Origin of the sequence: Clostridium bowmanii (genome assembly GCF_018861315.1) — a bacterium.
In the GTDB taxonomy this organism is placed as follows: Bacteria; Bacillota; Clostridia; order Clostridiales; family Clostridiaceae; genus Clostridium_AD; species Clostridium_AD bowmanii.
Window position 1 is genome coordinate 1 of the sequence record NZ_JAHLDL010000007.1, and the last position, 13,496, is coordinate 13,496.

Genomic DNA, 13,496 nt, shown 5'->3' on the forward strand with positions numbered 1-13,496 from the left:
GGAGCAGTAAATAAGAAGGTTAAGCTGCTGTCTATAAGAAAATGGAATTGTGAAGAGTGTAAAAGCATTCATGATAGGGATGAAAATGCATCAAAAAATATTTTTAAACAGGGAATAAAAGAATTAGGATTAGAAATGGCTATTTAATAAATTATAAAAATTCATATAGAGGAAATGTAGGGTAGGAACTTATCCGAAATATAACACCCATGGAGTTAGTAGGTTACGAGGACGTCGATGTGGGAAATTTTAAGAGTGATCTTAGAAGCACGTGATTTCAATCATGTGAGGTTCACTATACTATTATTATTATTATTATTATTATTATTATTATTATTATTATTGTAAATATAACATAGAAAAATATATTATGTTATATGTGATTAGGTTTAATAAATTAATTATTATATATAATTTCAACGAAAATATAATTATATCAATGAAAAATAACGTATTAATTATATGATAATTAATACGTTATTTTACTTTTGCAAGCCCAATTACTTGCCCTCCGATTTAGTTCAACTGAAGTACAAGAAATTTTCTTTGGATTATGTAGATACATTGCTGGCATGGAATTTCTCTGGGAGTGATTTGAAATAAGAAGAGCAGAAACATTGAAATCCCATTTAGAAATTCTTGTTTTGTGAATGGAAAATTCTCGTGAGCCTTCCAGGAAGGAAGGCTAGTGAACCTGAGGCAGGACGGCGAATGTGAGCGCCAGAGAATTTTCCATGAACAAAACACTAGAATTCCTTAATGGAATTTCACGTTTCAAACTCTTATTTCAAGTCATGTAGGAGAGATTACATAGTCCGCGTTTTTTTTATTCCACTCGTTCTAAGTTACTTTCCACAGGAGTTATATACATAGTTTTATTTGTTGAATAGATAACCATTCCAGGTTTTGCACCGGAGGGTTTTTTTACGTTTTTAACTTGAGTGTAATCAACAGGCACACTCGAGGAGTTTTTAGATTTACTATAAAATGCTGATAAGTTTCCAGCTTCCAATAATGTGGTTTCAGGTATATCACCAAAGTTTTTAATGATAACATGAGAACCTGGGATTTCTTTTGTGTGAAGCCAAGTATCATTTTTATTTGCAAGTTTTAAAGTTAAAAAGTCATTTTGAATATTATTTCTACCAACATAAATATCAATGCCATCGCTTGAAACAAAATGCATAGGCTTTGTTGCTTTTGTTTTTTTATTTTTACCTTTGTTGTGCTTTTTAAATGTTATATATTCAGTTTCTATTAACTCATTTTTAATATCTTCAATTGCACTATAATTTTCCACATTTATTATGTTAGTTAGTACAGAGTGAAGATATTTTAATTCATTTTCAGTAAGAACCATCTGAATTGTTGCCATTTCTTCTGCTATTTTAAATTTGTTGTATTTTTTATAGTAGTATTGAACATTTTGTGAGGGAGTTTTATTTTCATCAAGTTTGATTTGAACGTATTCTCCATTTTCACTATAATAATTTACAACACTGGCAACCTTATCACCTTTTTTTAGTGAATATATATTTGCAGTTAAGAGTTCGCCATTTAACATATAGCAACCTTTAGTTTCACATTCTTTTAAGGTTTCTTTAAGTATTTTTACCTTTTTATCACAACGGTTGATATTATTATGAACTATCTTTTGAAGGTCTGCACTTTTAGAATTTAACCTATCATGGGTATCCTTTTGAACATAAAAATTCTCTATTAATTTAGAAGGTGAATCATACTTGGCGTATTCACAATCTTTTAAAGAAGTAAGTTTAATACAGTGAAAGTCTTCTAGTTTGCCTTTGTTAGCATAGGATGCTAAAAATATATTTTTATTTAAGTTTTTAAATAGGTTTTCTGTAAAATCATAAATAGGTTTAGCATGATCTAAATCAAAGTTATTATTTTCTGTAGAATACCTATATACCAGTTCTTTTGAAAGTTTAGCGCTTATTCCTGTGAAGGTGCCTGTAAAAAATTTTTCGCTAAATTGTATTTCTTTAGTGGTTATATACTCATAGAATTCTTCATAATTAAAGTTGAAAGGATCTAGCTTTGTAGAAACTGGTGGATATACGTATTCTGCTCCAGTGAATATAACTCTAAAGCTATTTACGTCTGCTGTAACGTGTTTAATGCTATCCATAATTAGATTATCACGGTTGCGAACTAAACTAATATTACTATGTCTACCCATTATTTCAATTATTAACGAGTATACACTATCAAAGCCTAATTCATCGCTAGATTTAAAATCAATAATTAGTAATCTATCTGAATTTAGTTGTCTTACATCTAATACCGTGGCGGTATTTAAATATTTTCTTAAAACCATGCAAAATATAGGGGCTTTTATTGGGTTTTCTTTATTAAGCTCAGTAAAGTGAATTCTAGGATAATTAGAGCTTGAGTTTATTAATAACTTATGGACTTTTCTATTTTTTTTAAAGCTTAATATAATTTCATCCTTTTCTGGTTGTGTTACTTTATCAACTCTACAATCTATGATTACATCTTTTATTTCCTCAATGAGGCTGGATAAATAAATTCCATCTAATGCCATATATATCATCCTTCCTGTTGTTTTAATACTATATATTTACATTTTTAAATAATGCATTATATAATATACTATTTAAATGATAAACTCACATCTAGCAAAATGCATAAAAACATTAAATGAATTTTTATGAATTAAGCATAATATGAGATATACTATAATTAACAGTATACCATTAAAGAAAATTATTGAAAAGTCATTGTAGAGCATGATAAGAAGGAGGAATAATTTGGAAACTATAAATTTTACAAAAATGCAGGGAACGGGAAATGATTTTATTGTTATTGAGGATTTTCAGTGTAACTATGCCAATTTAGAGGGACTTGCTATAAAACTTTGTGATAGGCATTTTGGCATAGGTGCAGATGGAATTTTAGTAGTTAGAAAGAGTAATATAGCGGATATTCAGATGGTAATTATTAATGCTGATGGCTCTTATGCATCTATGTGTGGAAATGGTATAAGATGTTTTGCTAAATATGTTTGGGAAAAAAAACATGTGCAAGGGGAAAATATAAAAATTGAAACTGGTGACGGTGTAAAGTTTGCAAATATTTGTGTTAAAGACGGAAGAGTAGAAAGTGTAACTATTAATATGGGAAAATATAATTTTAATCCAATTAGTATTCCCGCTTTAGCTGAGAGTGAAATAATTAATAGAAAAATAGAGGCTAATCATAAAGAATATTATATTACTTCAATGTTTATGGGTGTGCCCCATACTATTGTTTTTGGGAAACATGAGGATTATTGCATAGAGGAAGGAAAATTTATTGAACAGCATAGTCTATTTCCACAAAAGACGAATGTAAACTTTTGTGAAGTATTAGGGCAGAATATGATAAGGGTTAAAACTTGGGAAAGAGGCGCAGGGCCAACACTAGCCTGTGGAACTGGTAGCTGTGCCTCTGTGGTAGCGGCAAGTAGGCTTGGATATATAGATGGAAAAGTAACTGTGCAGGTTCCTGGTGGAATCCTTACCGTAGAGATTATTAAGGATGAAGTTTTAATGGAAGGACCAGCAGAAACAACTTTTGAAGGACATTTTTTTCTAATATGAAGTGAGCAACTTGAATATTTCTATACGTAAAAAAAAGTATATATTACGTGTAATGCATTAATCGCATTGCAATATGCGTAATATATACTTTTTTTGTTTTGTGGAAAATTTCTTTATAAATCATGAATAATATTAAAAAAAATGACAATGATTACAAGTGGATATCCTATAAATTAAAATTAGAAAAGGTAAATATTATGAAAAAAAATTTACTCCAATTACTACTAGATAAAAACTTAATTACAGAGCAATGCTATAAGGACGTGAAGGCGAGTTCATTTAATAGCAATTTTAGCGAAGAGCAAATAATTCTGCGTGACATAAAAGTAGATTTGAATGGGCTTATTTCAATAGTAGAGAATGATTTTAGTATACCCTATATGGATTTAGAATCTAACAATGGGAATAATGGAGCTTTTAAATTAATCTCAAAGGAGATAGCCAGCAGATATAGCTTAATTCCTTTTTATTATGAAAATAATGAGTTACATGTGGCTTTTTCAAATCCCTTTGACATAAAAGTTATCGACGAGTTAAGATTTATAACCAATAAAAAAATTAAAGTATTTTTTGCTTTACTTAGTAATATATTAAAAGCTATTGAAAACTGCTATGGAAAACAAATTGTGGATGTGGCAGTTGAAGAGCTTAAAAAAGAATATATGCTAGAAGATAAAGAAAAAAATGAGGAGATGGAGGGCGAACTTTTTGCTGAAAATGCACCGGTTATAAGGATAACAAATTCCTTATTAAAGCAGGCAGTGAATTCAGGAGCTAGTGACATTCACTTAGAGCCTTTTAAATATTTTGCCATACTTAGAATGAGAGTAGATGGCATCCTAAATGAAATAAATCAGATTCCCAGTAGTGTATATAAATCTTTATGTGCAAGAATTAAAATAATGGCAAATATAGATATAGCAACTAAACTAATACCTCAGGATGGGAAGATAACTGAAAACATAGATGGAACAGATTATGATTTTAGGGTATCCTCACTCCCAACAATGTATGGAGAAAAACTTGTTATAAGAGTTCTATACAAATTAGAGAAATTCATTAATCTAGACTCATTAGGCTTTAGCTTCGATAAAGTTCAGATTTTAAAGGATATATTAAAACTTTCTCATGGAATGATTGTTGTGGCAGGACCTACAGGAAGCGGTAAATCCACTACCTTATATGCACTTTTAAATGAAATCAATAGTAAAAGCAAAAATATCATTACTATAGAAGATCCAATAGAATATAATATGCCTAGAATTAATCAGGTAAATGTGAATATTAAAGCAGGGCTTACTTTTTCTACGGGCCTAAGAAGCATTTTGAGGCAAGACCCAGATGTAATAATGCTTGGAGAGATAAGGGATGAGGAGACTGCACAAATTGCTGTAAGAGCATCAATAACAGGACATTTAGTTTTATCAACGCTTCATACAAATGATGCAGTAACATCCATATCTAGGTTAATAGATATGGGTATTCCATCATATTTGGTTGCAGATTCATTAGTTGTAGTATTAGCCCAAAGATTAATAAGAAAATTATGTTGCCATTGCAAAATTGAACACGAGATTACTCATGACGAATTTCAGCATTTAGGTTTTAAAACAGGCGACAAAATATATAGTGCAGTAGGATGTAATAAATGTAATAAAACTGGATATAAAGGGAGAACTGTGGTATATGAATTACTAAAATTAGATAGTGTTCATAAATCTATTATAGCAAGAAGCGGCATAAGTGATGAGTTATGGAAATATTGTAATGAAAATAAATCAAGTTCTTTTATGGAGAGTTGTAGAGATTCCGTGCTTAGCGGTGTAACTTCAATAGAAGAATTTGTGAATGCTACTTACAGCTATAATTTCAAATAGGTTATCTTGTGGAGGTATAATAGCATAATGACTAGTTATTTCCGCAAGATGAACAATGATAGGTGAAATATAAAATGAAATATAAATACATGGCTAAAACCTCAAATGGAATAATAATAAAGGGTAGCGCTGAAAGTGATAGTATAGAAGAATTAGCATTGGGATTACGGGCGCAAGAAATATTTTTAATAAAGGGTAGGAGTATAAAAAAAATAAGTGAAATTTCTACTAGACCTAACTTGAAAATTATATCAATGTTTTGCAAGCAATTTTCAATATGTCTTAAATCAGGTATACCTATATGTGATATTCTTAATTTGCTTTATGAGCAAATGTTACATAAAGCTATAAAAAATAGTCTTATTAGCATTAGAGAAAATGTACAAAAGGGGAATTCGCTATATGCAAGTATGAAAAACACTAGAAATATATATCCTGAGTTTCTAATAAACATGATTTATTTAGGGGAAGAGAGTGGTAAGTTAGATACAATACTGGAGGAATTGTCTAGATATTATGAAAAAGAGCATAAGCTCACAAAAAAATTCGTTAATTCAATGATTTATCCCTGTACAGTATTTCTAACATTAACTATTGTATCATTATTTTTGTTTATAAAGGTAATACCTATATTTATTAAAAACTTAAATTCTCTTAATGCAGATATTCCTTTAATAACTAGAATTGTTTTAGGAACTAGTAATTTTTTAGGACAAAATTTCTTGTGGATTTTAATAATTAATTTAATTTTAGCTTTTATTTTTATGGAATATTTTAAAACGGAAAATGGGAAGTTAGCTTTTGATAAATTCAAATTTAGGTGTCCGATATTAGGACCTGTTTATAAACACCTTATTTACACAAGATTTACTAGAGGACTTAATATATTATTGTGTAGCGGGGTGGGACTGCTTAGAGCCTTTGAAATAATCTATGATGTTATTGGTAATAGATATTTTAAGTTAAAACTTAAAACCGTTTTTAATGATATAAAAAAAGGAAGAGATCTAGCAGATTGTTTAAATGCAATGAACCTATTTCCACAATTCTTTGTGGCTATGGTAAGAATAGGTGAGGAAACCGGTAATTTGGATGAAATGTTTTTGACCGCTGCAGATATCTTTTATGAAGAAGCAGAGGAAAAGGTAGAGAAAGGCACTGCACTACTAGAACCAATCCTAATAATATTTTTAGGTATTATGATTGGTACAATAATACTGGCGGTTATGCTTCCTATGCTAAGTGTCATGGACTCTGCTGGAAAAATTTAAATGAATTTATTTAGTATTTAGATATATGAGAAAGGTGAATTTATGCGTAGAGGATTTACATTGATAGAGATGGTAGTAGTTTTAGCTATTATAAGCATAATTGGAGGAGTCAGCATAGTTTCTTTAGAATATTATAAAACAATAAAAAACAAAGTAGATGCAGATTATTATTGTAATGCTACAGTAGGTTTTATTAATAATTCGAAAATGTTTTGTAGAGAAAATTCTTGTAGTGCAATTGTGACTTTTGATAGAGGAAAAAATGAAATTAAGTTGGAAAAGGGAACTACCACGGTAAATAAATTAATATTCTCAAATAAGATAACATTGTATGAAGTGATAGGAAGGCGAAATAATAGTGACATTATCTTTGATAAGGACGGGTTTACTAATGATGCATGCACAATTGTTTTAATAGACAATAATTTAGTAAAACATATAATTACAATGAGAGTAGGTACAGAATATGTCAAACTTATCAAGTAAAAGAGGGTTTACCTTATTAGAGGTATTGGTTAGTTTAGGGGTGTTTTCTATGATTTTCATTTGTATGATGTGTTTTAACGTAACTTCTCTAAATATTAAAAAAGATATTAAAAGTATAAATAATAATGTATCCATAATGGAGACTTTAAAAAACAATATAATATACACTATGACATTTACAGAACTTCAAGGGGTGCTTATGGATAATAGAACATTTATAAATAGTGAAAATATGACAGTTAACAAAATTCAAAACAATGTAATGGATGCCTTTTCGAAAGCATCATCTGTGGGGGGGCCCTATATAAAATTGAGTTATTTAAAATATGAATCTAAGTTATACACGTTAAGACTTTCTCTATATGCTGGTGGACCAAATAATATTGTACAATTGCAATGTGATTTCTATAAAGGATATCATGAATGGTGAAAAAGGGAGTTACACTTATAGAAATAGTAGTGGCAATGAGCCTAGTATTATTAATGCTGGGAGTGGTTGATAGTATGCTTATCTCTTACTTGAAAAACTACAAAAATAGTGTAATAGAAAACAAGGGGTTTAATTATCTAAATGAAGCTATATCAATAATTGAAAAGGAAGTTAATGAGGATTCAAAGGACGTAAAAACTGAGGGTAATATCATTAAAATAAGTTACAGTGATGGAAGCACCACAAACCACATAAAACGTATCAATAGCAATCTTTATCTGCTGTATGGAACAATCTATAGTGTACCCTCGGACAGTTCCTATAAGAGCTTAATTATAGATGATGTGAAAGACTTTGTGGCTATAAAATATGGGAAAACTCTTTACATTAAAGTAAGTTGGTATAATGGTCAAATAATTGAGAGGTGTTTAGCAATAGAAAATGCAAACTAAAAAGGGATTTATATTGGTTTATACGATTTTAGTAGGGATTATCTGTTTAATTATAATGATGTATATTTTTGATATTCAAATGGCAGAGGTGAAATACTCTACAAGTAATAAAAAATACATATTAAAACATAATGAATACCAAAAGGATAAAGAATATCTAATGACTTTATTTTTCACTTATATTAATGAAAATAATGAAGGCATAAAAAAGGTAGGAGCAATAGATTTTTTTTGCAATATCAAGAGTAGCATAGTAAAGTATGGAGCATCAAAGGTGAGTTACACTAATAAAACCAATGAATTAATTTTTACAATACCTTACGAATACACAATAAATAGAAATGATTATTATAAATTAGTAGCAAATGGTGAGAGTTTCAAGCTGGTGTTTATAAAAACAGAGTATTACTAGGTTTCATCAATGTGGCAAGTAGCAAGTTTGGAAGAAATTTATTAAAATTAATAGGGGAAAAGAGGATGAAAAGATGAAGATTAGAAGGAATATGTTTCTAGAAGTCTCCAACAATAAAATTTTAATAGCTGGATTTTCTAAAAATATTATATTGAATAAAGCATTCAATATTGCATTCCAAAATTCATATATAAAGGATATTGCAAATATAAAAGATTTTCAATTACATATAAAAAACAGGAACTTATACGTGCTCGTTGAAGGGGAAACAGTATATATTAAATTGATGACCTTGCCAACAGTTAAAAAACATCAAATTAACGATATGATTAAAAATGAATTAAGATATTATTATAAAGACATAGATCATATTGCGTTTACCTATAAGCTTAAAAGTAAAGACAAATTTAATATGGAAATATTAGTTTTTTGCCTTCAGGGAAATAGTTTAGATATTTTGAAAAATTGCATTGATAATAACATTAATCTAAAGAAAATAAACTTAATTCAATTTTGTTTTAAAAACTATTATTCAGACAAAATCCATGAAAGTGACTATATATTGGTTTTTTATTATGATTGTAATTTATATTCTTTAATTTGTTGTGATAATGAAATTGTGGCTAATAATATAATAAGTGTTAATGAGTTAGCTATAATAAAGTTTTCATATGTAATGAACGAATTTCTAGAACAGTACAATGATTATGCGCTGCGGTGTAAAAAAATATATTATGCAAATATAAAAGAATTAAATGTTAAAGAGTTAGATAGTATTGCATTAGATAATGAAGCAATAGGTATTGAAGAACTTACTTATTTAAAATTACCAAAGGTTATATTAGATAATTTAAAGCAAGAAGAATTAGTGAAATATATGATAAAAAAAGGATAAAGTGCTATGAAAAAGAAAACCTTCATTCCAAGTTGGTACGAAGATAAAAAAAATGAAATAATATATAAAAGAACTAAAACTTGCATTATGATAATTATAATAGCAAACATAATTTTGTTGGGTTTTATTCTTAATATATCCAATAAAGCAGATAGTATAGAGGTGTATAATGCTAGTAAAAATAATAATATTGGTGTTTTGAGTACTGATATTGTGGATATAGTCACAGTTGAAAAATATAAAGAATTGAGTAGCTTTTTAGAGGTGAATAATTTGAATTTCAAAAATATTAATATAAGCAAAAAAAGTCTGGAAATAGACATGGAAGTTAAAAGTTATGATGAATATATCATTGCAATAAGATGCATAGAAAATCACTATTCTATAAAGGAACTAACTCCAAGTAATAAAAATGGGGAAAAGTACAACTTCAAAATTATAATAGAGGTATAAAAATGTATAAAACCAGGCAACTTAAAATAATATTAGCTTTTTTACTCATGATAATGGGAATTTTATCTTTCAAGCTTATTTCTGTGAAGGATAAATTTTTTCTAAATAAAAACCAAAATGATTATAGTATTAAAGTAGATGGTAATATTAAAAATATAGAAAAATATGGATATAGTGATATTTTAGAAATTTTAAGAAAAAACATGAATTTTGATGTGAAATCTATAAACATGTTAGAGCATGAGAAATGCAATGTTCAAGTAGATTACATAGGTGATATAAAATTGCTATATAATTCCCTTAATTCATTAAAAGAAAACAAAAATTTTTCAGGAATAAATAGTATTAACATTAACAAGGATGTAAATACTATAAATATAAGTATTGATTTTAAAAAAAACAAGTAAATTAACTATTTTTTTATGAAGATATATGGATTTTGAGTCTTAGAAAAATATAAATAAAAATATTATTCAAATAATGCATAATTATATTTGCAAATGTCATTGAGTTTTGATAAAATAACATTGTTACTCTGTAATGTTTGCATTTACTTGCATATATTGTGGCAACAAGTGCTATAATTAAGATAAATGTAATTGATACAGTAGCGCTAGCGAACTTAAAAAATTAATTCTAAATATATAATTAGGCGGATACAATACAACTGCAGAAATCGGTATTAATTTACTAATAAATCGGTATCGATTTACCTAATAAGGTTACAATATAAATGGGTTAATTGAATTATGAATGAATTTTGGAGGGATACTTAATGATATCAGCAGGAGACATAAGAAAAGGTACTACGTTTGATGAAGGTGGACAAGTTTATACAGTAATAGAATTTTTACATGTAAAACCTGGTAAAGGAGCTGCGTTTGTTAGAACTAAATTAAGAAATGTTATAAACCAAGGGGTTACAGAAAAAACATTTAACCCAACTACAAAATTGCAAGAAGCAGTTATAGAAAGAAAAGAAATGCAGTATTTATATTCAGCTGAAGGATTATACTACTTCATGGATCAAGAAACATTTGAACAAATACCACTTAACTACGAAAAAGTTGAAGATGCTATAAAATATTTAAAAGAAAATATGTTTGCTATAATAAAATTCTATAAGGATGAAGCTTTCTCAGTAGAAGCTCCAAACTTTGTAGAACTTGTTATAACTGCAACGGAACCTGGTGTTAGAGGCAATACATCATCAAGTGTAACAAAACCAGCTACTGTAGAAACAGGAGCAATAATACAAGTTCCAATGTTCGTTAATGAAGGTGAAACTATAAGAATAGATACTAGAAATGGCGATTACATGGAAAGAGTAAGCTAAATATTTAAAAAGAGCCAATTTGGTTCTTTTTTTTTATTCTTTTTTTGGGGATTACCACATATATTATTTAAAGTGAATTCCATTGAGTTAAAAAAAATTAGATTTATATGGAATATTTTACAAGGTTTCAAAATAGAAATGATATATGAGAGGGTGAGAAAAATGTTAGCCACAAAAGATTTATTTGAAATATTACCTAAAACTATTAGGAGCAAATTGGAACAGATTGACAACATACATGAACTTGAAGAACTTAGAATAAAAGTAAACAAGCCTATATTTATTCACATTGGTAGTAAAGAAAAAATATGGGATTATATTGCAACCACCGAGGATATAAAATATATAATGCAGAGAATAAGCAATTATTCAATATATGCATTTGAGGACGAAATTAGACAGGGATATATTACTATAAAAGGTGGACATAGAGTTGGATTATGCGGAATATGTGTTATTGAAAACAATAGTATAAAAACCATTAAAGACATTTCATCTATAAATATAAGAGCATGTAAAGAAATTATAGGTTGTGCTGATAAGGTAATCCCTTATATTACTTATAATAATTCAGTGCACAATACAATTATCATATCTCCTCCTAAATGTGGAAAAACAACTTTACTTAGAGATATTACACGGCAATTATCTAAGGGCGATGAAAATAAAAATTTTCATGGTAAAAATGTTTCCATAATTGATGAGAGATCAGAAATAGCTGGTTCTTTTAAAGGAATACCACAAATGGAAGTTGGAATACGTACAGACGTACTAGATAATTGTCCTAAGAGTGAAGGAATTATGATGGCAATTAGAAGTATGTCACCTGAGGTAATAGTTTGTGATGAGATTGGTACCCAAAAGGACATGGAGAGTATTTTAATGGCATTAAATTCTGGAATTAGTTTAATTACAACTATTCATGGTTTTGGAATTGAAGATTTATATAAAAGACTAGTGTTTAAAGATCTTGTTGAAAATTACGTGTTTTCAAGAGCCATAGTGCTTAGTAATAAAAGTGGAATTGGAACAATAGAATGTATTTATGATTTTACAGTGGGTAAAGATTTGTGGAGGTCATAATATGATTAAAATAATAGGATGTGCATTGATTTTAGGGGCTTCAACATTGGCAGGATTTATATACAGTGAGCGACTTAAATATAGAGTTTTTCAGTTAAATGAAGTTCAAAGAGCAATATATCAACTTCAAAATGAAATAACTTATGTACATACCCTTTTGCCGGATGCTTTTAAAAGCATAGCGCATAAAAGTAAAGAGCCTATAAAAGAACTTTTTAATAAAACTAGTGAATTATTGTCTGATAATGATTATGAGAATGTATATGAAGCAATAAATAGTGCAATGAATACGGTGAAAAGTAGATTATATCTAAATTCTGATGATATAAATGTTATTTTAGATTTATCTAAAACTTTGGGTGAATCGGATATTGAAGGGCAAAACAGTATATTTTTACTTACCATAGCAAATTTGAAGAAACAAATTAAAACATCAGAAGAATTTATGAATAAAAATTTAAAAATGTATAGATACTTAGGTTTTTCTTTTGGGGCAGTGCTGGTAATAGTATTAATATAGGGAGGAGGTTTTTTAATTGTTAGATGTTAGTTTGCTGTTCAAAATAGGGGCAACAGGTATTCTAATCATTATTATTGATAAGATTTTAAAAAGTGGAGGCAAGGATGATATCGCTGTGGTTGCAAATTTGGCTGGAGTAATATTAATTCTTATGATGGTTATTAACCTAGTTAGCAAACTATTTACTTCTGTAAAAACTTTGTTTCAGTTTTAAAACAGGGAGAATATAATTGATAATTGTTTTCTGCTACAGAGACAAACAGGGGGGGCATTATGGAAATAATTAAAATTGTGGCATTTGCTTTCATGGCGCTGTTTATCGTGCTTATATTTAAGGGCAGAAGAGATGATTTAGCTATTCAAGTTAGTATTGCAGCAGGAATATTAATTTTTTTATTTATGATAAACAAACTTACCATAATAATGAGTTTTTTGCAAACACTAGCAAACAGAGCGAATATTGATGTTGTGTATTTAAACACAGTTTTTAAAATACTTGGCATTGCCTATTTGGCTTCCTTTTGTAGTGAGATTTGCAGGGATGCTGGCGAGAATAGCATTGCAGCTAAAGTTGAATTTGCAGGGAAAATATTAATATTAGTTTTGGCGATACCAATCCTTATGGCAGTAATGCAATCTATTTTAAAAATAATGTAGA

17 protein-coding genes are annotated in these 13,496 nt (G+C 28.6%); 16 read left to right on the forward strand and 1 reads right to left on the reverse strand.

Annotated elements, in window-relative coordinates; translation table 11 throughout:
- The first annotated feature begins 33 nt into the window (after positions 1–33).
- Positions 34–147 carry a zinc ribbon domain-containing protein gene (locus tag KPL51_RS06155; RefSeq protein WP_446681735.1) on the forward strand — a complete coding sequence of 38 codons (114 nt, stop codon included), beginning with the start codon at positions 34–36 and terminating at the stop codon, positions 145–147.
- A 679-nt stretch (positions 148–826) separates the two neighbouring features.
- Here the strand turns inward: KPL51_RS06155 and KPL51_RS06160 are convergent.
- Complete coding sequence (locus tag KPL51_RS06160) at positions 827–2,566, reverse strand: Rqc2 family fibronectin-binding protein (RefSeq protein ID WP_216158537.1); 1,740 nt, start codon at positions 2,564–2,566, stop codon at positions 827–829.
- 235 nt (positions 2,567–2,801) lie between these two features.
- On the opposite strand from KPL51_RS06160, the gene dapF reads away from it, so the two are divergent.
- The 15 genes from dapF to spoIIIAD all read left to right on the forward strand — a co-directional run bounded on the left by dapF (position 2,802) and on the right by spoIIIAD (position 13,495).
- A complete protein-coding gene (dapF, locus tag KPL51_RS06165) occupies positions 2,802–3,623 on the forward strand; it encodes a diaminopimelate epimerase (RefSeq protein WP_216158847.1) in 822 nt (273 codons plus the stop codon).
- A 197-nt stretch (positions 3,624–3,820) separates the two neighbouring features.
- Entirely contained in the window at positions 3,821–5,500 is a 1,680-nt protein-coding gene (locus KPL51_RS06170; protein WP_216158539.1) for a GspE/PulE family protein, read from the forward strand.
- 74 nt (positions 5,501–5,574) lie between these two features.
- Complete coding sequence (locus tag KPL51_RS06175) at positions 5,575–6,771, forward strand: type II secretion system F family protein (protein WP_216158541.1); 1,197 nt, start codon at positions 5,575–5,577, stop codon at positions 6,769–6,771.
- Between the two features lie 42 nt (positions 6,772–6,813).
- On the forward strand, positions 6,814–7,257 hold the full coding sequence (locus tag KPL51_RS06180; RefSeq protein ID WP_216158542.1) for a type II secretion system protein: 444 nt from the start codon (positions 6,814–6,816) through the stop codon (positions 7,255–7,257).
- Positions 7,238–7,687, forward strand: coding sequence for a PulJ/GspJ family protein (locus KPL51_RS06185; RefSeq protein WP_216158543.1), 450 nt, complete (start codon positions 7,238–7,240; stop codon positions 7,685–7,687). The genes KPL51_RS06180 and KPL51_RS06185 overlap by 20 nt, the downstream gene beginning before the upstream one ends.
- A complete protein-coding gene (locus tag KPL51_RS06190) occupies positions 7,681–8,139 on the forward strand; it encodes a prepilin-type N-terminal cleavage/methylation domain-containing protein (protein WP_216158544.1) in 459 nt (152 codons plus the stop codon). Before KPL51_RS06185 ends, KPL51_RS06190 begins: the two co-directional genes overlap by 7 nt.
- Entirely contained in the window at positions 8,129–8,551 is a 423-nt protein-coding gene (locus tag KPL51_RS06195) for a hypothetical protein (protein ID WP_216158545.1), read from the forward strand. Before KPL51_RS06190 ends, KPL51_RS06195 begins: the two co-directional genes overlap by 11 nt.
- Before the next feature lie 73 nt (positions 8,552–8,624).
- Positions 8,625–9,446: a hypothetical protein gene (locus KPL51_RS06200; RefSeq protein ID WP_216158546.1), complete on the forward strand. Its 822-nt coding sequence runs from the start codon at positions 8,625–8,627 to the stop codon at positions 9,444–9,446.
- A gap of 6 nt (positions 9,447–9,452) precedes the next feature.
- Complete coding sequence (locus KPL51_RS06205) at positions 9,453–9,899, forward strand: hypothetical protein (RefSeq protein ID WP_216158547.1); 447 nt, start codon at positions 9,453–9,455, stop codon at positions 9,897–9,899.
- Positions 9,900–9,901: 2 nt separating this feature from the next.
- Positions 9,902–10,306, forward strand: coding sequence for a hypothetical protein (locus KPL51_RS06210; protein ID WP_216158548.1), 405 nt, complete (start codon positions 9,902–9,904; stop codon positions 10,304–10,306).
- A 368-nt stretch (positions 10,307–10,674) separates the two neighbouring features.
- Positions 10,675–11,235: an elongation factor P gene (efp, locus tag KPL51_RS06215; RefSeq protein ID WP_216158549.1), complete on the forward strand. Its 561-nt coding sequence runs from the start codon at positions 10,675–10,677 to the stop codon at positions 11,233–11,235.
- 162 nt (positions 11,236–11,397) lie between these two features.
- Positions 11,398–12,318, forward strand: a complete 921-nt coding sequence (spoIIIAA, locus tag KPL51_RS06220) for a stage III sporulation protein AA (RefSeq protein ID WP_216158550.1) — start codon at positions 11,398–11,400, stop codon at positions 12,316–12,318.
- A 1-nt stretch (position 12,319) separates the two neighbouring features.
- Positions 12,320–12,838, forward strand: a complete 519-nt coding sequence (gene spoIIIAB, locus KPL51_RS06225) for a stage III sporulation protein SpoIIIAB (RefSeq protein WP_216158552.1) — start codon at positions 12,320–12,322, stop codon at positions 12,836–12,838.
- A 16-nt stretch (positions 12,839–12,854) separates the two neighbouring features.
- Positions 12,855–13,052, forward strand: coding sequence for a stage III sporulation protein AC (gene spoIIIAC / locus KPL51_RS06230; protein ID WP_216158554.1), 198 nt, complete (start codon positions 12,855–12,857; stop codon positions 13,050–13,052).
- Between the two features lie 59 nt (positions 13,053–13,111).
- Positions 13,112–13,495 (forward strand): stage III sporulation protein AD, encoded by a 384-nt coding sequence (gene spoIIIAD / locus KPL51_RS06235; protein ID WP_216158556.1) that lies wholly within the window; start codon positions 13,112–13,114, stop codon positions 13,493–13,495.
- Position 13,496 lies beyond the last annotated feature (1 nt).